This is a genomic window from Lysinibacillus sp. GJ-1, from assembly GCF_021166035.1.
Classification (GTDB): Bacteria; Bacillota; Bacilli; order Bacillales_A; family Planococcaceae; genus Lysinibacillus; species Lysinibacillus sphaericus.
This window is the reverse complement of the sequence record NZ_CP088912.1, coordinates 2,874,505-2,897,893: the sequence shown is the minus strand read 5'-3', so window position 1 is coordinate 2,897,893 and position 23,389 is coordinate 2,874,505. Positions and strand designations below refer to the sequence as shown.

The following is a 23,389-nucleotide window of genomic DNA, read 5'->3' as shown; positions in this document are numbered from 1 at the left end:
ATACAATATTATGATTGTATGCAAGACAATTATATATTGTATGCAAAGCCAAAAGAAAGGGGTTAAAACATGCCGTTTAACTCATTTGATGAATACCCAATGAGCTGGAAGCCCAATATAAGCAATATTTCTGCGCCAATCTATATCGCAATTGCAGAGCAGTTAGAGCAGGATATTAAGGAAGGCGTTTTATTGCCAGGGACTAAGTTGCCACCACAACGAGAACTGGCTGATTTTTTAGATGTCAATTTAAGTACAATTACACGAGCGTTTAAGCTGTGCGGACAAAAGGGACTAATTTATGCCTCCATTGGGAGTGGTACATTTGTTTCTTCTGATGCAGCAGCAAATAAAATTTTATTACCGACAAGTAATGCTGGTCATTTAATCGAGTTAGGTTCGGTCTTACCAGATGCGTATGCAAATGAAGAAATAACACGTTATATGAAGAAAATGCTGAATGATTCTAATGTTAGCAAGTTATTTCAATATGGTCGACCAGAAGGGAATGCATGGCAAACTGAAGCAGCAGCAAAACTTTTAGAAAAGGTTGGATTTCAAACGGATCAACCAATATTGCTTGGTGCAGGAGGTCAAAATGCAATTGTCGGCACATTAGCCGCTTTATTTCATCCAGGAGATCGTATTGGAACAGATCCTATTACATATGCAGGAATCAAAACGGCGGTCAATATGCTTGGTATTCAACTAGTTGCCATTCAGCAAAAAAATGGAGAGATGACAAAAGAAGGACTATTGTATGCTTGTAAAAATGAACATATTAAAGGTCTTTATGTGATTCCAGATTTTCATAACCCTACAACCCATACAATGTCTTTGGAAACAAGAAAAATGATAGCAGAAGTGGCAAGGCAAAAAGGATTGATCGTGATAGAGGACGCCATTTATAGCTTTTTGAAGGAGCAACCACTAGCGCCAATCGCCTTTTATGCACCGGAAAAGGTAGTGTATATTGCCAGCGTGTCCAAAACGATATCACCTGGTTTAAGGTTATCCTTTATTGTGACGCCTAGTGCATTAAGAAAGAAAATTATTGAAACACTATATAATATCAATATTTCGGTATCACCTGTTATGGTGGAGCTTACAGCAAGACTAATTCAAGATGGTGTTGCGCAAACGATATTAGAGAAACATCGCTTATATGCTAAACAACAAAATGCGCTTGTGAATCAGTATTTAGGTGAATACAATATTTTAGGTGATGCTGAATGCATGTTTAGATGGCTTCTATTACCGAAAAAATTTACAGGTGTGCAGTTTGAATTACTTGCTTCGAAAGCAGGCGTCCAAGTCTATGCAGCAGAACGTTTTGCAGTAGGTAATGCCAAACCAGTAAATGCTGTACGGTTGGCAATTACGGCACCAGAAAATAGCACACAGCTTGAGCAAGCTTTAACGGTGTTAAAGGAATTGCTTGAAAGTGATGGTGACTACGCGTTTGTAGATTAACAGTGAATGAGTGGAAGGGAGAAGTGTTAGATTGCATGCAATCTAACACTTTTTTATTGTTGAGCGTAACAGCGCGGTTTCGCAAAAGTTTACCCGCGAATCAGGGGCATTTACCCGCGGTTTTTCACAGTTTACCCGCGAATTGGAGACATTTACCCGCGCTTCCCAAAGGTTTACCCGCGAATCATAAACTTTTACCCGCGCTTCAAATATTCTGTAAATTTTCACAAAAACAAATTGCATTTTAAATCAGTTTAGTGCATATTTATAACATATTAATTTTTTTAGAAGAAGGAGAAATCTATGAAAATATATAATGCTACAACAGCTGATGTTACACCTGTCTATGAACTAATCAAAATTTACGCAGATAAAGAGATTGTATTACCTCGTTCCTTATTATCAATTTATCAACAGTTACAGTGTTTGTATGTTGTTAAGGACAATGCTAAGGTTGTTGGGGTAGCAGGGCTACATGTCTTAGGGCAAGATTTAGCAGAGGTTCGTTCCTTAGTCGTAGATCCAGATTACCAACAAAAAGGAATCGGTCGAATGTTAGTGGAACATATCATTCAGGAGAGTCCCAAATTAGGGGTGGAAAGATTAATATCCTTAACATATCAAGTAAAGTTTTTTTCAAAACTGGGATTTCAAATTGTCAAAAGAGATGATTTGCCAGAAAAGGTTTGGACGGATTGCGTGAATTGCCCAAAAATTAATAATTGCGATGAAGTAGCGATGGTTAAATATTTGGAAACTGCAGACTAAAAGTTGAAAAGGAGGAAAAGGCAATGCAAGAACTAGGGAAAAAAGAAAATGATTTGCAAACAATGATGCCGAAAGGATTTTATACTTGTGTGAAGAACCTCGGTATTAAAGATGAAACGCTAGACTTCACGGTTATTATGTCATCTACTGTAGCAAACGCAGCTGCTATGTTTACGCAAAGTAAATTTTGTGGTGCACCTATCCCCATTGGTAAGGAAAATGTTGCAAACGGTAAATTACAATGTTTTGTCATTAACAGTAAAAATGCGAACGTCGCAACAGGGGAAGAGGGGATTCGTAATGTTCAAGAAATTGTCAACTTGGTCGCACAAGAGTTAGCAATTGCACCTGAAAATATTTTACCTTCTTCAACTGGTGTAATTGGGCATCAATTACCGATGGATAAAATAAAAAATGGAATCATCAATCTTAAAGAACAGTTAGTAGAAGGAGGCTTAGAAAAATCAGCACAAGCAATTATGACGACTGATACTTATCCAAAATGTAAAATATGCAAAGTCGGTAATGCTACACTAGTTGGTATTGCAAAAGGTTCTGGCATGATCGAGCCGAATATGGCTACGATGTTATCTTACTTTGTAACAGATGCTGAAATTCCAGCCGCGACTTTACAAACAATTTTTAAAGAAGCCGTGAATCATTCATTTAACATGGTAAGTGTTGATACCGATACGAGTACAAGTGACACAGTAGCCATTATGGCGAATGGATTAGCAGGGAAAGTGGATATCAAGCAATTTACTGAAGCGTTAAATAATATGAGCATTGACTTGGCAAAAGAAATTGCCCGTGATGGGGAAGGCGCTACAAAATTAGTTGAAGTCACTGTCAATGCGTCATCGAGCTTTGCACAAGCAAAAAAAGTGGCTAAAAGTATTGTGAATTCGCCACTCGTGAAAACCGCTATTTTTGGAAAAGATGCCAATTGGGGACGTATAGCCATGGCGATTGGTAAATGTGAAGATGAAGTAGACCTTAATCCTGAAAACATCTCCATCTATTTTGGTGAAACGTTAATTTATCAAGGGAAACCAATCGATACCGTCGATTTATCTGTCATCCAAGAGTATCTTGAGAATTCTGAAATCCAGATTAAAGTATCTCTCGGATTAGGCAAGGAAGAAGCTACTGTATGGGGTTGTGATTTGTCCTATGACTATGTGAAAATTAATGGTTCCTATACAACATAAAATAACAGTGCAGCTATTGTGCAATCATTGTACAGTACCTGCACTTTTTTTGTCGCAAAAAATGCAAGTGGGTGAAAAAAGGAACAAAAGTTCTTATATGTGATAAACTATAGAAAAAGTTTAAATTGAAGGATTAGCATGACGCAGAAACGATACATTCTTTCTTTTAAAAATGTATGTAGATAATAATTAATGAGGTGAGAGAAAATGCATAAAGGAAGAATTATTTTGCATATTGACCTAAATTGCTTTTATGCCTCAGTGGAACAAATTTACGATCCCTCATTAAAAGGAAAACCAATCGCCATTGCAGGTAATCCAAAAGAGCGTAGAGGTATCGTGATTACATGTAGCTATGAAGCTAGAAAAAGTGGTGTTTATACAACGATGAATGTCGGTGAGGCAAGAAGAAAGTGTGCCGATTTAATTGTTCTGCCACCGAATTTTGAGCGATATCGAGCAGCTTCAAAAGCATTTTTTAGCTTATTGAAAGAATATAGTGAAATTCTTCAACCAGTTTCTATTGATGAAGGGTATATGCAATTGCCGATGGTAGAAGGTCAAAATGTAATGGACCTTATACAAGGCATACAAGACCGCATTTGGAACGAACTACAATTGCCTTGTTCAATAGGTGTTGCACCGAATAAGTTTTTAGCGAAAATGGCAAGCGATATGAAAAAGCCGATGGGAATTACCATATTACGTAAGCGTGATGTACCATCTATACTGTGGCCATTGAATGTCATAGAAATGCATGGAATTGGGAAAAGCACAGCCGAGAAGTTGAAAAAGGTGGGTATACAAACAATTGGAGAATTAGCTGTGGCGGATGAACGCCTATTAAAGCAACAATTTGGCATCAATGGTGTTCGTATGAAACAGAAGGCGAATGGTGAGGATGATCGACCTGTTGATCCCGAGGCAATATATGATACGAAAAGTGTAGGGAACTCGACAACACTTTCGCACGATACGACGGATAGAGATGAATTATATAAACTCATTACTACACTTTCTGAAAAGGTAGCGGATCGATTAAATGCTAAAAAACTTGCTGGCGTCACGGTGAGTATTTTAATTCGTACAGCTAATTGGAAAACCTATACGCGCAGTAAATCGGTCAACAATGCTATTTATTTAAAAGAAGATATTATTGAACACGCATGGAGCCTTTTTCAAAAACATTGGAATGAGGAGCCTGTCCGATTATTAGGCGTAACCATTTCAAATGTCAGCAATATGAAAGAAATGACACAGCAATTAACATTTTTTAATTTTGAAGAGCATATCAAAGAGGAGCCAATTTTAAAGGTAGTGGATGAGATAGAAGAACGATTTGGCAAAGGCATCATTAAAAGAGGAGCAGATATTGCAAAACGATCATCTTTTCAATCACAGACGAGCTTTAGTAAAGATTTTTTAGATGATCTTAAATAAGGTGGCTTACGTTTTTATGACGTAAGCACCTCGTTTGCCCTTTATTTTTTTGGGTTAATAATTCCGTAAAAAACAATATCTTCAAATGTATTATTTTTATAAATATGATCTTTTAAAGTACCTTCATATCGCATACCACACTTTTCCATAATCTTACCAGAAGCGGGATTTGATTTAAAATAGCGAGCATAAACACGATGATAGTTTTTCTCTGTAAATACAAAATCAATTAGTGCTTTAGCGGCTTCGGTTGCATAGCCATTGCCCCAATGCTCTTCACCAATCCAATAGGCAATTTCACCATTTTTATATTGTGAATGATTTGAAATACCGATTGCCCCATATAACTGTCCACTTTGTTTGTCTGTTATAGCAAATTCATACATAGTATCTAGATCATAATGCTTTTCATGATTTGCAATCCATGTGAGTGCACATTCTAATGAATAGGGGTAAGGTAAATTTAATGTGCTTTTATAGATATTATAATTATTACAATAATTGCTGACTGCTTGTGCATCTGATTCTTGAAATAGACGAAGCAGTAAGCGCTCTGTTTCTATTGTTTTGGCCGTTTTACTATAGATCATGTTTATCCTCCCATCCTGTTAGTGATTAAAGCTTAAAACTTTTTTACAGTATATCATGTGGAATTGGATTATATGTATATTGTTAGGTGATTTTGTAGCTATCTGAAGCCTGTGTTATTTGTACATAATAAAATATAAAATAAGTGAATAATTAGGTAACCTATATGGCACATTAACATATAGGAGGTGGAAGAAGAATGTCTAAAATTATTGGTGTTGAACAATCATTATCAAATGTAGAAGATGCTTTAAAAGCAAAAGGGTATGAAGTGATTCAGCTTCGTAATGAAGCAGATGCAAAAAAATGTGATGCTTGCGTAATTACAGGACAAGATAGAGATGTCATGGGCATTAGTGATCCTATTATGGCAGGTCCTATTATCGATGCAGCTGGGCTTTCCGCTGATGAAGTAATACAACGTGTAGATCAATATTTCCATTAAAGAAAGGGTGCTATTTTTGAAGTCCTCGTGACATCAAAGGTGGCACCTTTTGAATGTTGTATAGGACTAGTGAGGTACTATTGACAATATCTTTATCCTATCATTTCCTTTATAATGAACACTAGCTACATACATTTTAAGACCATCATGGGTAGACATAAGGGGAGAAGAATGAAATGGAAATACTTCACGCAACAATGGATGAATTAGAAGATGTAACAGTGCTATTTGATGAGTATCGGCAGTTTTATGGACTAGAATCGGATATTAGTAGTGCCAAAGCATTTATCCAATTACGGATGGCTTTAAAAGAATCCACTATTTTTATTGCTGTGGAAAATGGGAAATCAATAGGGTTTGCACAACTGTACCCAACGTTTTCTTCTATCGCATTACAGCGTGCTTATATACTAAATGATATCTATGTAACGGATGAAGCGAGGGGCCAAGGGGTAGGCACAGCATTGATGGAAAAAGTGTTTCAATATTGTGAGCAGCAATCGGCACGTTATGTGACACTGCAAACCGCTGCTGACAATGTACATGCGCGTAAATTATATGAAAATTTGAATATGATACAAGATCAATATTGTAATTATGTAAAGTATTTTGGTTAAATGAATGGTAATTATGAAAAAGCCCTAGATATCAATCTAGGGCTTTTCTATTGACAGAAAGGTAATGCATTTACTGTATTGCCAGTGTATACGGTTGTGTACTTGCTCGACCATTTGCTTCACTAACTTCAATATAGTATGTTCCTGGCTCCAATGGTACGATACCTAGTTCGGCATCATCGGCACCGTAATTATCGATGGTTTTTACTGTGCGTCCTTTAGCATCAATAATACGGATGACACCATCCAAACCTTTTTCGGTTAGTAAGGTGAACGTTACATTGCGCTTGCTGTCATTGTAGAATTCAAAATAGTCCTTATCACCAAACGGTACATTTGCATTGAAATATTGAGTAGCTACCCATTTATCGTCTGTTTTCGTTAGTGAAGATGGTTTTGTAGGTATACCATTGACTAATTTAGAATCCGCATCCTCATCCTTCTTTTTATGATCAAACAGCGTTAAAGTATATGGCTGAGTCGAAACTAAGCCGTTATCGATGGCATTAACAGCAATAAAGTAACCATAATCTTTTTTTACTTTAAATGATGTATTTAGCGCCGATATCCCTGATATACCAAGTAGCCTTTCAAAATAGCTTTCACCTTGGCCAAATGGAATTTCTGTTTGCATTTCATTGCCGTCAATTTGCTTATTACCATTAGTATCTTCAATGATAGAGCCCGTAAATTTCAAATCTATTTGTAGCTCTCTTGGTAATGACGTTCCTTGCTTATTTGTATATGGCTCGGAATTGATGAGAAGACTTAATACTGTATCTTCGTCCTGATGTTTGTAGTAGTAATAATTTGTATCATCATAAAAAACGAGTTTATTTTGATAGTTGGTACCAGATTCAATAGAACGGGCATTTTCAACTGTATTGATTTCTTTATTTTGGTCTTGGGGAATTGCCGCAATTTTATTTGCTTTAAAAATATATGGTTCGGTAGAACGATCACCGAAATTTAAGACTTTAGCAACATAAGTTTTACCCTTTTTCAAAGCAATTGTCTTGGGATCATTTTCATTGATTGTTATGCCGTAGAGTCGTGAAATAATCGCTGGATCATTCGTTAATGAAGAAATTAGTTGCAATTCTTTCGTTTCCTCATCATATTCTAAAATACTACCAGTTGGTCTTTGATTTTTGCCTTTTTGAAGTTGGAAACTATAGATGGCATCTTCTTGTGGTGTGAAAATAAAATAGTCGATATCCTCATCTGTTTGGAAGTATGCCTTGTATTCTTTACCAATCGTATAAGGAATTGCATGCTCCAAAATTACTTTTGAGTCCTCTTCTTCATCAGATACTTCTATACTTGAAAATAGTTTTTTGTTAAAGTTCTGTTGACGTTTTTTTGTTTTCGATGGAGCAGGTGAGGAAGGATTATTTTCCTCGGCTTCTTGTGTTGGTTCAATTAATGGAAGACCGTCTTCATCTTCAGGTAAATAAACGACTTCACCAGTTAATGTGTAAGGAAAAATGGACTCGTTAATTCTATCGTTTTCTTCATTGTCAATGCCGCCACTTAAAAACGTTAAGAAAGACTCGAATGAAGAATCGTTATCACTGTTATTTGTAACGCTAAGGACATATTCTTCATCAGGTTCGACATCGACAATAAGACTAACTCCTTCGCCTTTTGTTTTGCTGCTTAATGCCGAGATTGGGAGGCGTTCATCATCTTCTTTATCGTCACCTTGTTCTGAAGGTTCATGTTCAAAATCTGTTTTTAGATAAAGTTCTAAAGATGCAGTTACACCAGGGATACCAGATAAATCAAATTTCAACGTCGTTGGCTTTGAAACAGTGAATGTGAAATAGTCTTGGTCGCTCTCATGATCTTTAGAAAGCAGTGTATAGTTTTTCCCTTGTGTATTGAATGGGAATTTTTGTATCGCCACTGCTTGATCGATGGTCGTTAAATTATCAATTGGTAATGTGTTTGTTGTTTGAGCTGTAAATGTAAAGTAAGACTTGCCCTTTAAGCTATAGCCTCCATTATGGTCCTTTACACCAATAAGAAGTGTTCCTGGTTTCTCTGCTTTATATAGATAGCCCTCTTGTTGGTTCACGCGCACATCATTTACTTTAATCGGTTCTACATCGCCACTATAACCAGTAGGGTAGAAGTATAAATCAAATGCATAATCGTAATTTTCGGCACCTTTTAAAGACAATTGAGCATATTCATTCGCATTTAAATCTACCTTGTACCATTTTTTCTCTTCTGGAAGCCTAAACTCACCTTTTTCTGTATTTAGAACATTCTTTTTCAGTACTTTGGCGTTATTCAACCGTTGTTCTTTTGTTTCGTTATAGCGTTTAGGTAGATTATTAATATCAAATTGTAGTGCTTTAACAGGATCAACCAGACCATGTCCATACGTAAGGTCGTAGCCTGGCTCCCCTAAATCTTTAGCAGTCAATTCAAGAATCGCTTCTATTTCATAAGGCTTTAAATTTGGATATTTGGATTTTAATAGTGCCGCTACACCTGCAACAACAGGTGATGCCATTGATGTACCGCTAAATATTGCGAAGGACGAGCCTTTCTTTTCATCGTAGACGGTACTATATATATCTTCTCCCGGAGCCACCAAGTTTACAGATGGACCATAGTTTGAGAAGCTAGCTAATTTATTTTGTTCATTTGTAGCACCAACGCTAATAACGCTTTCAAAAGAAGCTGGGAAGGAGTAATTATCGGTTGCTTCATTGCCTGCCGCAGCTATGACGGTAATCCCTTTATCAATCGCCATTTTAACAGCCTCTTCCATTAGAGGGGACTCTCCATAGCCACCAAGACTCATATTAATAATGTCCGCTTTTTGTTCGATGGCATAAAGAATGCCTTGAGCAATGGCAAAATCACTCGCGTCTTCTTGTCCGTTAAAGACGTCTATTGGAAGGATTTTGGCATTAGGATATACCCCATGCCCGCCGATACCATTATCTTTTGTCGCGCCTACAATGCCAGCGACATGCGTGCCGTGAGCATCAGCAACAGGAGAGTCGGCAGGTTTTACCGCATTATATGGTGGCAATACTTGCCCTTGCAAATCGGGATGTTTATAGTCTACACCCGAATCGATAACGGCTACTTTTACATCATGATTGCCAGCTAATGCTAGTGCTTTATCAATTTCCAGTAGCTGCAAATGATACATATCTTTTTTCTTTGGATCTACAATAGTGTTAAAGGAATGATATTTGTAGCTTGGGGATACACTTTTTACACCTTTTTGCTTGGCGTAGTAGGAAACAACCTCTGTTAACGATTGTCCCTTTTTAAGTTGGATTACATCGTAACCTAATGAAGGAATGGAGCGAATAACTTTTGCACCTATTTTACTATGTACGTTCTTAGCAAGACCCGAATGTTTCACGATAATCGTATTATCACTAATCCATTCGTTTCCTCCTGTTTGTTGCTTGAACTGCTTCGCTCCTTGTTTGTTGTTGCTAGCGAGCATAGTTTTCACTGATTCTGGGTTCTGTGGTGCTTCAGCAAAGGCAGAAGCAGCAGGAACCAGTAAGGCAGAACATGCTACGACAGCGATTGATTTCATCACCCAGTTTTTCAATTGTTTTTACCTCCTTAAAAAAATTATAAACTACAATATTTATAACGGATGGTAAAGAGAAAGGTTTCATACCACAATAAAATTTTTTTACAAGTTTTTTTGTTATAACTAGTATATTATTTTATAAATGAAAGTTTTATAGTTTTTTTCGCATGAGTTGTTCATCGTTCTTTTGCGGAGTGAAAGACGGAGGAATATTAATCGTCCCGTATGTAACGGTGGGTGTTTGACAACAACACGGTTCGTTGCATACGGGATATGGCAAGGTTGGTAGATATTCATAGATGAGGGTGGTGGCTACTAGATTTGTTCCTTAAGAAGGAGTGTATGGCGACAACTAGCATCTAGTACTCGTTATGCTCGATACGTTCTTAAAGTTGTTCAATAAGTTTGTGTAAATCTTTTTTGGAACGAGGCATTGCTATATTGTCGCCCAATAGTTTTTTCGTTTGTAAGGCAAGCGTCATTTCAAATACCCATGGTCGTTCAAGGTGGGCTTTTTCAAGCAATTCCTCTTGGTAGAACATGTCGATTGGATCCCCATTATAAATGATTTTCCCTGCCTCCATCACGATTATTTGATCCGCCCATTCATAGGCTAAAGCGATATCATGTGTCGCTAATAAAAACGTACGTTGCCCATCTTCTAATTTAGCTAAGTACTGTAAAAATTGTGCCGCATAATAAGTATCTAGCCCAGCAGTCGGTTCATCTAATAGTAAGACGGAAGGTTCCATTGCGAGCACACCAGCCATGGCAACACGTTTCTTTTGTCCGACGCTTAAAAAGTGAATGGGCTTATCAAGCAATGCTTCAACCTCTGTTTGCGCAACAGCCCACGCGATTTTTTCTTCAATTTTTTCGTTTGACCAGCCAAGATTTAATGGCCCGAAAGCTATGTCTTGCTTGACGGTACCAGAAAAAAGTTGATTGTCCGCATCTTGGAAGACGATGCCAACTTGTTGTCGTAATGTTGCTAATGCTTTTCTAGAATAGCTAAGCGTTTCGTTACAAAAAGAAATAGTGCCAGCTGTCGGTTTTAAAATACCATTTAAATGCTGAAATAACGTAGATTTACCTGCGCCATTGTGACCAAGCAGGGCAATTTTTTTTCCCTTTGGTATTTGCAAAGTAATATCTGTTAAAGCTTTAGTGCCGTCTGCATAAGCATAAGATAAATGTTGAAGATCAAAATAAAGCTCAGTCATGAGAAATACCTCCATAGATAATGAGGGATACGAAAATAATAACAATGCCTAACCAGTTTTTCTTGTTGTAGCTACTACTTTCTTGCCAATAGACAGCTTCGCCACCGCGTGCCTGCATCGCATTATTTAGTTCGCGACTGCGTTGGAACATTTCGGCAAACAGTGCTGCAATAAGCATGGAAATCGACCGAAGCCATTGCATTGGTGATTGATAACCAAGACGTGCTTGTTGTGCAAGATGAATTTTTTGCATGCTGTTCAAAAAGATAAAAATAAAACGGTATGTTAGCTCTACCAACTCTACAAATAAAGCTGGCAACCGCCATTGCCGTAAGACATAACAAATGGATTGTACGGAAGTCGTTAAAATTAAAAAATATAAACAACTAATACTGCCCAAAACGGTGAAAAACAGGTGCCGCGCTGTTATCAAGCTGTCATTTCCTATAAAAATGGTCCACTGGCTTAGCGAAAATGTCCATAGATGCGCCGGCAAAATACTAGCAGCAGGTGCAATCGAAATCAAAATAGATAGTAAACTGGAGAGCAAGAAAAAACTCGGTAAAAGCAGGAGTTTTGCATAATATTGTAAAGGAATTTTTGCGCCTAAAATGATAAAAGCACTCATTACAAGAAATGTAATGAGTGAAATTTGTTCATCTCTCATGATAAGCGACAATAGCAACAACCCAAGGGAGAACGTCATTTTTTCTAACGGATGAACGGACGCTAGTTTATTCATATAAGCATACTTATCAATGAGTAACATCGTTTAACCTTCTTTATGCTTACCGCGCATATAGCCCACGAAATAGCCAATAAAACCAGCGCCAATAGCGGCTTGTAAGACGAATAATAGACTTTCAATTTCACCACTTGGTGGCTCCCATAAGCTTTCAAACCATGGTTCGTATTCTTTGTTTATTTCACCAATGGCTGCTTCAGCTTCACCGTCAGCACCGCCGAATTCAGCGCCTTTTTGGATGAATAGAGGGATGATTGCTAAAAATATCACAATAGCTAATAACAGTAAATTTTTCTTCATGTTAATGTGCCTCCTTTGCAGAGAAAACACGTAAAGCTTTTAATTCGCTTACATTGTATTTTTTTAAGAAATTCATCACAATGACAGTTAAAATCCCTTCACTAATTGCTAGAGGAATTTGTGTTAACGCGAAAATCCCTGCGAATTTCGTGAATGAAGCCATAAAGCCTCCCACTTCTGAAGGGAAGGCAAGTGCAAGTTGAACGGATGTGACAACATATGTACCCAAATCCCCAAGCATTGCTGCAAAAAAGACAGCGAGAGAAAAGGATAGACCGATTTTTTGAGCACCTTTAAAAACAGCATACGCAATCATTGGTCCTACAATCGCCATGGAAAAAGCATTTGCACCAAGAGTGGTAATGCCACCATGCGCTAATAGTAACGATTGGAATAATAAGACGATTGTCCCTATCACACTCATTGCTAATGGGCCAAACAGGACTGTGCCAAGTCCAACACCAGTAGGGTGTGAGCAACTGCCCGTAACAGATGGAATCTTTAATGCAGATAAGACGAATGCAAATGCCCCTGATAGCCCTAATATCATTTTCGTTTCAGGGTTTTCATCAATTGTTTTGCGAATTGAGCGTAACCCTAAAATAATAAATGGAATCGAAATAATCCACCAGAATATCGCCCATTCAATCGGTAAAAATCCTTCCATGATGTGCATGGCAAATGCTCGTTTTGGTACTAGTAAAAATGCTAGTAGGAAGTAACTAAGTTTCCAAAAAGATAATTTCAAAATCTCTCCTCCTTAAATCAAAATTTTCGAATGTAGCGTGCGCAATAAAAAAAGCACTTCTCCTAATTTAGGAAAAGTGCATAGCTGAAAAAGCAAATAGAATCATCATCTGCCAAGCCGCACACCTATCCTCGTAGGTTGAAACGATCACGTTTTTTTCGGCAGGTCTCCTGGCTTTAGTTCAACGTTTTATAGGTCTTCCCGTCCATTGGACAGTGACATTCTCTATAAAACTCCCTAGTACAGTGGCGGGACCGCGCCGGACTTGAACCGGCTTCCCTTTTAAGCGAAATGGCTACACTTCGCACCGAAAAAAGATGAAATTGTGAGATTTCACGACACAGTGTAACATGTTTTTCCATTCGTAAGCTATCCTTTTTTTATAAAAAAATTTTTTCGTTGTTTGACATTCTAGAAAATTCAGATAAATACAAGAGAATAACGGTCGCTTTCAATGAAATACTTGTTGAAATTTTATTAAAAATCTAATAAATGAAAAAGAAATGTTGAAAAGTATGAAAAAAATAGGCTATGATAGAGACAGTTTTTCAATTCATTTTAAAAACTTACAGCATTTCAATTTAATATAGATACATCTATAAGTGCTCGAAAAAGTTCGAGATAATAGGGAAATCGGTGTAAATCCGATACAGCCCCCGCTACTGTAATAGCTGATGAAATCGCAATGCCACTGAAAACTTGGGAAGGCGCGAGAGTAAAAGGAAGCTTAAGTCAGGAAACCTGCTTATTGATGGCATGCAAACTTTTCGGAGGGAGAAGTGAAGCGAGAGCGGATACGTGTATATTCGTTTTTATTTTGGCTTCTACAAAACCTTTACTCTTCGATATAGAGTGAAGGTTTTTTCTTTTTCCTAAAAGTAAATGAGGGGAGAAAAGCAATGACAACTTGGAACTTAGAGGGAATGAAAACACATCTTTTTATTTGTAATGGCAGTAGCTGCATGAAAAAAGAGGCAGAGGAAATTACCCTAGCAATACGAGATGAAATCGAGAAATTAGCACTTGATAAGGAAATACATACGACAAGAACGCGCTGTAATGGCAGATGCAAAGATGCCTGTGTTGTCATCGCTTATCCACAAGGAAATTGGTATCGTGTGCCATCGGTTGAACACGGAAGAACACTTGTACAAGATTTAAACCATGACTCTTTACATAGTGAACATGTTTTTACACTGAAAGAAGGTACATTACAGCGTACACCGCAAACAACTGCCATTAAAGGCATCGACAAGGTGAAAGAGGGGTAAAAAATGGCGCAAAAAGGAAAGATTTTTGTTGTGGGCTTTGGCTCTGGTGATTTTAACCATATTACGACTCGTGCTGTGGAGGCACTGCAACAAAGTGAATTTATTATTGGCTATAAAACGTATGTTGAGCTTATTCAGGATTTAGTTAGTGCAAAGTCGATTGTTAGTACGGGCATGACAGAAGAAGTTTCACGAGCGCAAGAAGCAGTACGTCAAGCGGAAGCTGGCAATATTGTATCTGTTATTTCAAGTGGAGATTCAGGTGTATATGGGATGGCGGGGCTTGTCTATGAAGTGCTTATTGAGCTTGGTTGGACAGAAGCAACAGGTGTTGAAGTCGAAATCGTACCAGGTATTTCAGCTATTAATTCCTGTGCAAGTTTACTAGGTGCACCGATTATGCATGACTCTTGCACCATTAGTTTAAGTGACCATTTAACGCCATGGAATTTAATCGCCAAGCGTGTGGAAGCAGCAGCTATGGCGGATTTTGTCATCGCTTTATATAATCCAAAAAGTGGTCGCCGTACACGTCAAATTGTAGAAGCCCAGCGAATTTTACTTGAATATCGCTCGCCTGATACGCCTGTAGGTCTTGTCAAGAGTGCCTACCGAGAGCGTCAGGAAATTACGATGACGACTTTAGCAGAGATGCTTGAGCATGATATCGGCATGTTAACAACGGTTATTATCGGCAACTCTTCGACGTTTTTCTATGATAATAAAATGATTACACCGCGAGGCTATCAACGTAAATATACGCTCGGGGAAGAAAAACAGCCTTTACGTCCTCATCAGCGTTTAAGAGAAGAAAATGAACCGTGGGCAATGAACCAAGAAACAGGTACTGCAAGCCATGATTTTGCGGCAGATCCAAATGCAGGACGGATGAAAAGTAATATTGCCATTACGCCTGTATCAACACCGACAAAATCGTCTTTAGAAATGGCAGCAACAGCACTTGCAATGGTGCAGGGGACAACTGCAACAAAAGCTACACCAAAGCTAGTTCAACAAAAAATGGAGTCAATTTTTGAACTAGCTGTTAGCCCTGGGGTAGCAAATAAATTTTTTACACCACAGCAGATGATGGCATTGGCTGAAGTTGTGGGAGATGAAGGCACGATGGAGTATACGCCAGACCATCAAATTCACTTAAAAATCCCAACGACAGAACCACAAGCGATAACAGAGAAGTTGAAAGAAGTAGGGTTTTTACTCTCACCAATTGGGGATGTCTTGTCATTAAAGGCATGTGATTTCTGTTATGGGGAGAAGGCTGATTCCATCCCATATGCAGAAGAACTTCAAGCAAAACTTGGTGGGTTGTCATTGCCGAAAACATTAAATATTGGCTTTAATGGCTGTGGCATGGCATGTTATCGTGCTGTGTTTGATGATATCGGTATTGTTTATCGCAAAAGTAAATTTGATGTCTTTATCGGAGCAAAGCCAGTAGGTCGAACAGCACATGCAGCACAGCCTGTCGTAGAGGGGTTAGAGCCAGAACAGCTTATTCCGCTTATTACAGCGATTATCGAGGAATATAAGGCAAATGCACATCCAAATGAACGCTTGTTTAAGTATTTTAAACGAGTGAAAAAAATATTGCATTTTACGTATCAAGATATGTCATCCAAAATAAAAGTAGAGCCAGCACCGTGCGGCGACTAGTGAGGAGAAAAGAAATGAAAGCAATTTTATTTATTGGCCATGGGAGCCGTTTAGCAGCAGGAAATGATGAGGTACGCACGTTTATTCAACAATTGACTCCTTCAATTGACGACAGTTATATCGTTGAAACTTGCTTTTTAGAATTTGAAGCACCTAATATCCCAGCAGGTATTGATGCATGTGTAAAGCGTGGCGCTACAGAGGTGTATGCTGTGCCCATTATTTTATTGCAAGCAGGCCATTCAAAAATTCATATCCCTGCAGCGATTGATGCAGCTCGTTTAAAATATCCGGATGTAACTTTTACATATGGGCGACCACTTGGTGTGCATGAAGAAGTGTTAAATATTTTAACAGAACGTTTATCAGGAACAGGCTTGAATATTAAAGAAAAACAAGAAGATACTGCGATTTTATTTATCGGCCGCGGTGGAAGTGATGCGGATGCAAACAGTGATTTTTATAAAATTGGTCGTTTGCTTTGGGAACAGTTAGATGTCCTAACAGTGGAGTGTGCATTTATGGGCGTAACGAATCCCTCAGTGGACGAAGGAATCGAACGCTGTTATCGTCTTGGCGCGAAAAAGATTATTATGTTGCCGTATTTCTTATTTACAGGGATCTTAATGGAGCGTATGGAGGGGATGCAAAAGAGCTATGCAGCCACATATGCTGATTTAGACATCCAATTGGCGGATTACTTTGGCTACCATCCAAAATTAAAAACGGTGTTGCTAGATCGTATGGAAGAGGCCATTGCAGGAGACGTAAAAATGAACTGTGATACATGTCAGTACCGTATTAATGCATCGGCATTCGTGGAGCATCATCACGACCATGACCACGACCATGGTCATCACCATCATCATCATGACCACGATCACGATCACCACCACGATCATGACCACGATCACGATCACCACCACGATCATGACCACCATCATGAAGAGGAGCTAGTGAAATGATTTTCATGTTAGCAGGGACAAGCGATGCAAGAAATCTTGCACTTGCATTGCAGTCAGCAGGCTATGCTGTTACAGCTACCGTTGTCACGGATTCAGCTGCTACAAGTCTGGCACAAGTTGGACTGCCTCATTTAGTCGGTCGATTGACGGCAGAGGAGATGGCTGCACTTATTACTGAACGAGGGGATCGTTTAGTCGTTGATGCATCGCACCCATTTGCAGAGGAAGCTTCTAAAAATGCCATGGCAGCAGCAAAAAGTGCAGGTGTTCCATATATCCGCTATGAACGCGCAAATGAGCATTACGAACATCCACTGATTACAGTCGTTAAAGATTATGAGGAAGCAGCACAATTAGCTGCGACAAAACGAGGCGTCATTATGCTGACAACCGGTAGTAAAACACTTGCTACATTTACAAAGGTCTTGCAAGGGTTAGAACATACTCGTGTCATTGCACGTATGTTGCCTCGCCTTGATAATATGGAAAAATGTGAAGCGCTTGGTGTGGCACAACGAGATATTGTAGCCATTCAAGGACCCTTTTCAAAGGAGTTAAACGAAGCATTATTCCGCCAATATGATGTCACTTTAATGATTACAAAAGAAAGTGGCAAAGTGGGCTCAGTAGATGAAAAACTAGAAGCCGCTCTAGCATGTGGTATCGAAACGATTTTAATAGCACGACCAAATATCCAATACGGCCAGCAATATTCCTCATTTGAGGACGTACTTCAGGCTGTGCAAAACATACTTTAGGAGGCAATTTAAATGGACTTCAAAACAGATTTTAAACCATTAACAGTAGATCCAGATAAAATTTATGATTATAGTTTCTCAATTATTGCAGAGGAAATGGGCGAACATGATTTTTCAGAGGATGAGTGGAAAGTTGTCCGCCGCATAATCCATGCTTCGGCAGACTTTGAATTAGGACGTAGTGTAATTATTACACCAGGAGCGATTGAAGCAGGGATTAAGTCAATTCTTGCAGGACGTCATGTTATTGCAGATGTGCAAATGATAGAAAGTGGTTCAGGTAAAAAACGTTTCCAAAAACATGGCGGAGATTTACACTGCTATATCGCAGATGAAGATGTGTCGATTGAAGCGAAAAAACAAAATACAACACGCGCTATTATCTCGATGCAAAAAGCGTCAAAATTACACGAAGGTGGTATTTATGCGATTGGGAATGCCCCAACTGCTTTACTAGAATTAATTCGACTAATCAAAGAAGGTTTAGCAAAGCCAGATTTAATTATTGGTATGCCAGTAGGCTTTGTTTCAGCAGCGGAGTCGAAAGAAGAGTTATTGAAAATAGAAGGTATTCCATATATTACAAATGTTGGGCGTAAAGGCGGTAGTACAGTGACGGTTGCTGCATTAAATGCCATTTCATTATTAGCGGACGAACAGGCGAAAAAATAATGGAGCGGAAGCCAAAAAAGGATCCTAAAGACATGCGTCACGGTTATACAACAGGAGCCTGTGCAACAGCCGTTACGAAGGCCGCTTTGCTAGCACTTATTACGAATGAAGAACAAGAAACGAGTACGATTCATCTGCCAATAGGGCGAGATGCAACGTTTACGATAGAAAAATGTACGTTCGGTCATAACGAAGTAAGTTGCGAAACAATAAAGGATGCTGGTGATGACCCAGATGCAACACATAAAGCCCTCATTATTGGTACGGTAAGTTGGGCTGATACACCAGGGATTCATTTAGATGGGGGTATTGGGGTCGGGCGAGTAACAAAGCCCGGCTTGCCCGTTGCTGTTGGAGAAGCCGCCATCAATCCTGTACCTCGTAAGATGATACATAGTACCGTGCAAGATGTGCTAGATGATTTTCAAATTACACGCGGCGTTAATGTTGTTATTTCTGTACCAGATGGTGAGGAAATAGCGAAAAAAACATTAAATGGACGGCTCGGCATACTTGGTGGCATTTCCATTTTAGGCACAAGGGGAACCGTCGTGCCTTTTTCGAGTTCCGCTTATATGGCAAGCATTGTCCAAGCTATTAGTGTTGCAAGGGCTGCTGGCTGTGACCATGTTGTCGTGACAACAGGTGGACGTAGCGAAAAGTTTGGCATGGCTGAGTATCCTGCATTACCTGAGGAAGCATTTATTGAAATGGGTGATTTTGTCGGCTTTACGTTAAAGCATTGTAAACGGCTTGGCATTAAGCGCGTATCGCTCGTTGGCATGATGGGGAAATTTTCAAAGGTAGCGCAAGGGGTGATGATGGTGCACTCCAAAAGTGCTGCGATTGATTTTAATTTTTTAGCACAGTTAGCTACAGATATTGGGGCAGATGAAGAGACTGTTGAACAAGTTAGAGCAGCGAATACCGCCTCTCAAGTTGGTGAAATGATGGCGGATAAAGGTTATGATGCATTCTTTCATCATTTATGTGAAGCGTGTTGTTATTCATCATTACACCATATCAGAGGTGGCTTGACGCTCTCCACATCGATTTATTCGATGCAGGGACAATTACTAGGAAGGGCTGATGACATTGCATCAATCGATGAAATTGATTGGGATCGGGGATAACGGACAGGAAAGTTTACTTCCTCAGTATAGACAGTGGATTACAGACTGTGAAGTGCTCGTTGGTGGTGAGCGTGTCCTTGATTTTTTCCCAAGCTTTGCAGGCGAAAAAATCGTCATTAAGGGTGGTCTTTCATCGCTCGTTGAAAGACTATCTGAAGAAACGCGAAAGACCGTTATTTTAGCGTCAGGTGATCCACTTTTTTACGGCATCGGAGGCTATTTAGCAAAAAAGCTTACGATTGAAGTATATCCATATATGAGTTCCGTACAGCTCGCTTTTTCAAAAATGGGTGAGAGCTGGCAGGATGCCTATGTAACAAGTATTCATGGGCGCCCAATAAAAGGCTTGGCACAACGTATTGATGGCAAAAAGAAAGTGGCATTGCTGACAGACGCCGATAATAATCCAAATGCGCTCGCACGCTATTTAAAGCATTTTGGTATGACGGAATACCGTGCTTTTGTTGCAGAAAATTTACAAGGTGCTGATGAAAAATATGGCTGGTACTCTCTTGATGAATTAGAAGAAGCAAAGTTTTCCCCGCTAAATGTCGTGATTTTACAGCAAACATCAGCTCCAAAGCGCTATGCACTTGGCATTGATGATGAAGCGTTTTCACAACGTAAGCCGGACAAAGGACTTATTACGAAAAAGGAAATCCGTGTATTAAGTTTGCAAGCAATGCAACTTCAAAAGGACAGTACGATTTGGGATGTAGGTACGTGCACAGGTTCCATGGCCATTGAAGCAGGAAAACTTGCACCAGAAGGACAAGTTTTCGCTGTGGAAAAAAATGCACCTGATTTAGAAAACTGTCTGCAAAATCAACAAAAATTCCGTGTTGATATAACAGCTATTCATAGTAAAGCGCCAGCTGGACTAGAACAATTCCCAGATCCAGATGCCATTTTTATCGGCGGTACAGGCGGGGAAATGGTCGAGCTATTACAGTTGTGTTGTACCCGTTTAAAGCCAAATGGTCGCATTGTCTTAAATGCGGCAACTATTGAAAATTTATATAAAGCAGTCGAGGCGTTTAAGACATGTGGCTTTGCAGTGGAAATTTTACAGGCACAACTTGCGCGTAGTAAACCAATTTTAGATATGACGCGCTTTGTCCCATTAAACCCAATTTATATTATTTCGGCATATCGAAAGGAAGAAAATCATGAGTAATCTTGGCATTTTATATGGCTTAGGCGTTGGCTCTGGCGATCCAGAATTAATTACAGTAAAGGCATTCCGCGTTATTCAGGAGTCGCCTGTTATTGCGTACCCTAAAAAGTTAAAAGGTAGCAAAAGTTACGCGCATCGTATTGTAGATGTTTATATCAACCCAGAGGAAAAAGATATGCTAGGTCTCGTTTTCCCCATGACAAAAGATGAAGCCGTCTTAGAGCGTGAATGGACGAAGTCTGTTGAACTGGTCTATGGTAAATTGCAAGAAGGGAAGGACGTAGCGTTTGTGACAGAAGGGGACCCTCTGCTATATAGTACGTTTATCCATATGATGAAGCTTATGCAGGACATGCATCCAGATGTAGAAATTCGCACTGTACCGGGTATTTCTTCATTCAACGGTTCTGCGTCTCGTTTAGGCATTGCCCTTGCTGATGGAGATGATCGAGTTGCCATTATACCAGCCCATGATAATTATGAAGCGATGCGTGAAGCGATAGAAAGCCATGATGCTGTCGTATTTATAAAAGTAGCAAAAGTAATTGATTTAATGCTAGAAGTACTGCGTGATTTAGATTTACTTGATAAAGCTTCCGTTGTCACAAAGGTAACATCTGATGAGGAAATTATTTGGGATGTACGTGAACTAGACGGTGTTGATTTAGAATATTTAACGTTAATGGTGGTGCGTAAATAATGAAAAAAATATATATTGTCGGTGCAGGCCCAGGGGACCCCGATTTAATTACTGTAAAGGGTTTACATATGCTACAAACAGCGGACGTTGTGATGTATACAGATTCATTAGTAAATGAAGACCTGATCGCAAAAGCAAAGCCAGATGCGGAAGTAATTCGAACAGCCGGCATGCATTTAGAAGAAATGGTTGCCGTCATGGTTGAGCGTGTCAATGCAGGGAAAGTAGTCGCGCGTATGCATACAGGTGATCCAGCGATGTATGGTGCCATTATGGAGCAAGTTGCATTATTAAAGAAGGAAGGAATTGGCTACGAAGTGATTCCGGGGGTTAGTTCGGTATTTGCTTCAGCCGCAGCGATTGGTGCCGAGTTAACGATTCCTGATTTAACACAAACGCTTATTTTAACACGTGCAGAAGGACGTACTCCTGTACCAGAGTTTGAAAAGCTACGAGATCTTGCTAGCCATCATTGTACGATTGCGCTGTTCTTAAGTGCCACGCTAACAAAAAAAATCGTCAAAGAATTGCAAAGTGCTGGATGGGCTGATCATACACCGGTTGCGGTTATTCAACGTGCCACATGGCCAGATCAAAAAATTGTCCGTACGACATTAGTTGAGCTAGATGAGGCAATGCGTGTCAATGGTATTCGCAAGCATGCCATGATTTTAGCAGGGTGGGCATTAGACCCGGATATTCATGATAAGGATGAGTACCGTTCGAAATTATATGATGCGACCTTTACACATGGCTTCCGCAAAGGTGTGAAGACAAGTGATTGAATTACAAGAAGGTATGCTACCTGAAGTGGAGCAGCGCAATCCCTATGCAGTGGTTGCCATTACCAAGCATGGTGTGCAAATCGGACGCAAACTACAGCAGACTTTTGCAGCAAGCGATTTATATTATATGAGTAAGTTTGAACAGGGCGACGAAGATGAAAAGCATATTCAGCTTTTTACTGGAACGGTTCGTTTATTACTGCCAACACTTTTTAAACAGTATAAAGGCTTAATATTAATTATTTCACTTGGTGCGGTTGTGCGCATGATTGCACCTATTTTACAAGATAAGAAGACTGACCCAGGTGTTGTAGTGATTGATGATAGAGGCGAGAATGTCATTAGTGTGTTATCGGGCCATTTAGGTGGCGCCAATGAGCTAACACATGAAGTGGCAGCGGCACTAGGAGCAAATCCTATTATCACAACAGCTTCTGACGTTCAAAAAACAATTCCCGTTGATTTATTTGGGGCACGTTTTGGCTGGGTATGGGACAGTGCTGATAAATTAACACCAGTTAGTGCCTCAGTCGTTAATGAAGAACATGTGGCGATTGTACAGGAAACGGGTGAACGTGATTGGTGGATGCGTGATACGCCAATGCCGGAGCAAATAAAAATTTATCCTTCAACACAAGCGGCAATTTTAGCGCAACCGCATGCTACGCTATTGATTACCGACCGACTCATTGAACAAGAGGAAGAAGTGCTGTTAGAGAATGGTGTTATTTATCGACCAAAATCAGTTGTCCTAGGTATGGGTTGTAACCGTGGGACGTCTGTTGAGGAAATTGAACAGCTGATTGATGAAACACTAGCTGAATTAAAGCTATCGAAAAAAAGTGTCAAAGCATTGTGTACAATTGATTTGAAGAAAGATGAAACGTGCTTTATTGAACTAACGAAAAAGTATGATTGGGAGTTCGTTACATATACGCCAGCACAACTAAATGAAATTAATTTCCCATCACCATCTGAAACGGTCTTTAAATATACAGGGGCGTATGGCGTAAGTGAACCAGCTGCGATGCGTTATGCACAGGTGGAATCGCTCGTATTAACTAAGAAAAAATCAGGCAATGCTACGATTTCAGTAGCAAGATTAGTATTTTAAGGAGG

At 39.3% G+C, this 23,389-nt stretch carries 22 protein-coding genes and 2 riboswitches; of the genes, 16 read left to right on the top strand and 6 right to left on the bottom strand.

From position 1 onward, the window contains the following. The first annotated feature begins 69 nt into the window (after positions 1 to 69). The 4 genes from LO754_RS14335 to LO754_RS14320 all read left to right on the top strand — a co-directional run bounded on the left by LO754_RS14335 (position 70) and on the right by LO754_RS14320 (position 4,892). Positions 70 to 1,473 (top strand): aminotransferase-like domain-containing protein, encoded by a 1,404-nt coding sequence (locus LO754_RS14335; protein WP_231784655.1) that lies wholly within the window; start codon positions 70 to 72, stop codon positions 1,471 to 1,473. Positions 1,474 to 1,776: 303 nt separating this feature from the next. Continuing rightward, a complete protein-coding gene (locus LO754_RS14330) occupies positions 1,777 to 2,241 on the top strand; it encodes an N-acetyltransferase (protein WP_025219897.1) in 465 nt (154 codons plus the stop codon). A 23-nt stretch (positions 2,242 to 2,264) separates the two neighbouring features. Further along, complete coding sequence (argJ, locus tag LO754_RS14325) at positions 2,265 to 3,452, top strand: bifunctional glutamate N-acetyltransferase/amino-acid acetyltransferase ArgJ (protein WP_051147695.1); 1,188 nt, start codon at positions 2,265 to 2,267, stop codon at positions 3,450 to 3,452. A gap of 207 nt (positions 3,453 to 3,659) precedes the next feature. After that, on the top strand, positions 3,660 to 4,892 hold the full coding sequence (locus LO754_RS14320) for a DNA polymerase IV (protein WP_231784654.1): 1,233 nt from the start codon (positions 3,660 to 3,662) through the stop codon (positions 4,890 to 4,892). A 41-nt stretch (positions 4,893 to 4,933) separates the two neighbouring features. On the opposite strand, the gene LO754_RS14315 is transcribed toward LO754_RS14320, so the two are convergent. Beyond that, positions 4,934 to 5,482, bottom strand: coding sequence for a GNAT family N-acetyltransferase (locus tag LO754_RS14315; protein ID WP_231784653.1), 549 nt, complete (start codon positions 5,480 to 5,482; stop codon positions 4,934 to 4,936). 197 nt (positions 5,483 to 5,679) lie between these two features. Between LO754_RS14315 and LO754_RS14310 the strand changes: the two genes are divergently transcribed. Next, positions 5,680 to 5,925 (top strand): YkuS family protein, encoded by a 246-nt coding sequence (locus LO754_RS14310; protein ID WP_024361120.1) that lies wholly within the window; start codon positions 5,680 to 5,682, stop codon positions 5,923 to 5,925. A gap of 176 nt (positions 5,926 to 6,101) precedes the next feature. Then, positions 6,102 to 6,542: a GNAT family N-acetyltransferase gene (locus tag LO754_RS14305; RefSeq protein WP_229386996.1), complete on the top strand. Its 441-nt coding sequence runs from the start codon at positions 6,102 to 6,104 to the stop codon at positions 6,540 to 6,542. A 70-nt stretch (positions 6,543 to 6,612) separates the two neighbouring features. Here the strand turns inward: LO754_RS14305 and LO754_RS14300 are convergent, their stop codons facing one another. The 5 genes from LO754_RS14300 to LO754_RS14280 form a co-directional block, all read right to left on the bottom strand. Further along, positions 6,613 to 10,134, bottom strand: a complete 3,522-nt coding sequence (locus LO754_RS14300) for a S8 family peptidase (protein WP_231784652.1) — start codon at positions 10,132 to 10,134, stop codon at positions 6,613 to 6,615. Between the two features lie 371 nt (positions 10,135 to 10,505). Continuing rightward, positions 10,506 to 11,342, bottom strand: a complete 837-nt coding sequence (locus LO754_RS14295) for an energy-coupling factor ABC transporter ATP-binding protein (protein WP_229386994.1) — start codon at positions 11,340 to 11,342, stop codon at positions 10,506 to 10,508. Further along, entirely contained in the window at positions 11,335 to 12,111 is a 777-nt protein-coding gene (cbiQ, locus tag LO754_RS14290; RefSeq protein ID WP_024361116.1) for a cobalt ECF transporter T component CbiQ, read from the bottom strand. The genes LO754_RS14295 and cbiQ overlap by 8 nt, the downstream gene beginning before the upstream one ends. Positions 12,112 to 12,114: 3 nt before the next feature. Continuing rightward, on the bottom strand, positions 12,115 to 12,387 hold the full coding sequence (locus LO754_RS14285; RefSeq protein WP_024361115.1) for an energy-coupling factor ABC transporter substrate-binding protein: 273 nt from the start codon (positions 12,385 to 12,387) through the stop codon (positions 12,115 to 12,117). Between the two features lies 1 nt (position 12,388). Continuing rightward, positions 12,389 to 13,135, bottom strand: coding sequence for an energy-coupling factor ABC transporter permease (locus LO754_RS14280; protein WP_024361114.1), 747 nt, complete (start codon positions 13,133 to 13,135; stop codon positions 12,389 to 12,391). A gap of 143 nt (positions 13,136 to 13,278) precedes the next feature. After that, positions 13,279 to 13,462: riboswitch (cobalamin riboswitch) on the bottom strand. 256 nt (positions 13,463 to 13,718) lie between these two features. Continuing rightward, positions 13,719 to 13,898, top strand: a riboswitch (cobalamin riboswitch). 136 nt (positions 13,899 to 14,034) lie between these two features. On the opposite strand from LO754_RS14280, the gene LO754_RS14275 reads away from it, so the two are divergent. The 10 genes from LO754_RS14275 to LO754_RS14230 are packed head-to-tail and all read left to right on the top strand — an operon-like array spanning position 14,035 to position 23,384. Continuing rightward, positions 14,035 to 14,406 carry a (2Fe-2S) ferredoxin domain-containing protein gene (locus tag LO754_RS14275; RefSeq protein ID WP_024361113.1) on the top strand — a complete coding sequence of 124 codons (372 nt, stop codon included), beginning with the start codon at positions 14,035 to 14,037 and terminating at the stop codon, positions 14,404 to 14,406. Between the two features lie 3 nt (positions 14,407 to 14,409). Beyond that, the gene (cobJ, locus tag LO754_RS14270; protein WP_231784651.1) at positions 14,410 to 16,080 is read left to right on the top strand and encodes a precorrin-3B C(17)-methyltransferase; all 1,671 of its coding nucleotides are present in this window, start codon (positions 14,410 to 14,412) and stop codon (positions 16,078 to 16,080) included. A 14-nt stretch (positions 16,081 to 16,094) separates the two neighbouring features. Continuing rightward, on the top strand, positions 16,095 to 17,045 hold the full coding sequence (locus LO754_RS14265) for a sirohydrochlorin chelatase (RefSeq protein ID WP_231784650.1): 951 nt from the start codon (positions 16,095 to 16,097) through the stop codon (positions 17,043 to 17,045). Further along, entirely contained in the window at positions 17,042 to 17,803 is a 762-nt protein-coding gene (cobK, locus tag LO754_RS14260) for a precorrin-6A reductase (RefSeq protein WP_024361110.1), read from the top strand. The genes LO754_RS14265 and cobK overlap by 4 nt, the downstream gene beginning before the upstream one ends. 12 nt (positions 17,804 to 17,815) lie before the next feature. Further along, complete coding sequence (locus tag LO754_RS14255; protein WP_024361109.1) at positions 17,816 to 18,475, top strand: precorrin-8X methylmutase; 660 nt, start codon at positions 17,816 to 17,818, stop codon at positions 18,473 to 18,475. Continuing rightward, complete coding sequence (locus LO754_RS14250) at positions 18,475 to 19,608, top strand: cobalt-precorrin-5B (C(1))-methyltransferase (RefSeq protein ID WP_025219889.1); 1,134 nt, start codon at positions 18,475 to 18,477, stop codon at positions 19,606 to 19,608. Before LO754_RS14255 ends, LO754_RS14250 begins: the two co-directional genes overlap by 1 nt. Continuing rightward, positions 19,565 to 20,785 (top strand): precorrin-6y C5,15-methyltransferase (decarboxylating) subunit CbiE, encoded by a 1,221-nt coding sequence (gene cbiE, locus LO754_RS14245; protein WP_231784649.1) that lies wholly within the window; start codon positions 19,565 to 19,567, stop codon positions 20,783 to 20,785. The genes LO754_RS14250 and cbiE overlap by 44 nt, the downstream gene beginning before the upstream one ends. After that, on the top strand, positions 20,778 to 21,485 hold the full coding sequence (gene cobI / locus LO754_RS14240) for a precorrin-2 C(20)-methyltransferase (RefSeq protein WP_231784648.1): 708 nt from the start codon (positions 20,778 to 20,780) through the stop codon (positions 21,483 to 21,485). The genes cbiE and cobI overlap by 8 nt, the downstream gene beginning before the upstream one ends. Further along, positions 21,485 to 22,270, top strand: a complete 786-nt coding sequence (gene cobM / locus LO754_RS14235) for a precorrin-4 C(11)-methyltransferase (protein WP_024361105.1) — start codon at positions 21,485 to 21,487, stop codon at positions 22,268 to 22,270. The genes cobI and cobM overlap by 1 nt, the downstream gene beginning before the upstream one ends. Then, positions 22,263 to 23,384: a cobalt-precorrin 5A hydrolase gene (locus LO754_RS14230; protein WP_024361104.1), complete on the top strand. Its 1,122-nt coding sequence runs from the start codon at positions 22,263 to 22,265 to the stop codon at positions 23,382 to 23,384. The genes cobM and LO754_RS14230 overlap by 8 nt, the downstream gene beginning before the upstream one ends. Positions 23,385 to 23,389 lie beyond the last annotated feature (5 nt).

Excerpts from the sequence above, each read along its gene's own strand:
- LO754_RS14335 (WP_231784655.1), top strand. The coding sequence starts at position 70 with ATGCCGTTTAACTCATTTGATGAATACCCAATGAGCTGGAAGCCCAAT.
- LO754_RS14330 (WP_025219897.1), top strand. The coding sequence starts at position 1,777 with ATGAAAATATATAATGCTACAACAGCTGATGTTACACCTGTCTATGAA.
- argJ (WP_051147695.1), top strand. The coding sequence starts at position 2,265 with ATGCAAGAACTAGGGAAAAAAGAAAATGATTTGCAAACAATGATGCCG.
- LO754_RS14320 (WP_231784654.1), top strand. The coding sequence starts at position 3,660 with ATGCATAAAGGAAGAATTATTTTGCATATTGACCTAAATTGCTTTTAT.
- LO754_RS14315 (WP_231784653.1), bottom strand. The coding sequence starts at position 5,482 with ATGATCTATAGTAAAACGGCCAAAACAATAGAAACAGAGCGCTTACTG.
- LO754_RS14310 (WP_024361120.1), top strand. The coding sequence starts at position 5,680 with ATGTCTAAAATTATTGGTGTTGAACAATCATTATCAAATGTAGAAGAT.
- LO754_RS14305 (WP_229386996.1), top strand. The coding sequence starts at position 6,102 with ATGGAAATACTTCACGCAACAATGGATGAATTAGAAGATGTAACAGTG.
- LO754_RS14295 (WP_229386994.1), bottom strand. The coding sequence starts at position 11,342 with ATGACTGAGCTTTATTTTGATCTTCAACATTTATCTTATGCTTATGCA.
- cbiQ (WP_024361116.1), bottom strand. The coding sequence starts at position 12,111 with ATGTTACTCATTGATAAGTATGCTTATATGAATAAACTAGCGTCCGTT.
- LO754_RS14285 (WP_024361115.1), bottom strand. The coding sequence starts at position 12,387 with ATGAAGAAAAATTTACTGTTATTAGCTATTGTGATATTTTTAGCAATC.
- LO754_RS14275 (WP_024361113.1), top strand. The coding sequence starts at position 14,035 with ATGACAACTTGGAACTTAGAGGGAATGAAAACACATCTTTTTATTTGT.
- cobJ (WP_231784651.1), top strand. The coding sequence starts at position 14,410 with ATGGCGCAAAAAGGAAAGATTTTTGTTGTGGGCTTTGGCTCTGGTGAT.
- LO754_RS14265 (WP_231784650.1), top strand. The coding sequence starts at position 16,095 with ATGAAAGCAATTTTATTTATTGGCCATGGGAGCCGTTTAGCAGCAGGA.
- cobK (WP_024361110.1), top strand. The coding sequence starts at position 17,042 with ATGATTTTCATGTTAGCAGGGACAAGCGATGCAAGAAATCTTGCACTT.
- LO754_RS14255 (WP_024361109.1), top strand. The coding sequence starts at position 17,816 with ATGGACTTCAAAACAGATTTTAAACCATTAACAGTAGATCCAGATAAA.
- LO754_RS14250 (WP_025219889.1), top strand. The coding sequence starts at position 18,475 with ATGGAGCGGAAGCCAAAAAAGGATCCTAAAGACATGCGTCACGGTTAT.
- cbiE (WP_231784649.1), top strand. The coding sequence starts at position 19,565 with ATGACATTGCATCAATCGATGAAATTGATTGGGATCGGGGATAACGGA.
- cobI (WP_231784648.1), top strand. The coding sequence starts at position 20,778 with ATGAGTAATCTTGGCATTTTATATGGCTTAGGCGTTGGCTCTGGCGAT.
- cobM (WP_024361105.1), top strand. The coding sequence starts at position 21,485 with ATGAAAAAAATATATATTGTCGGTGCAGGCCCAGGGGACCCCGATTTA.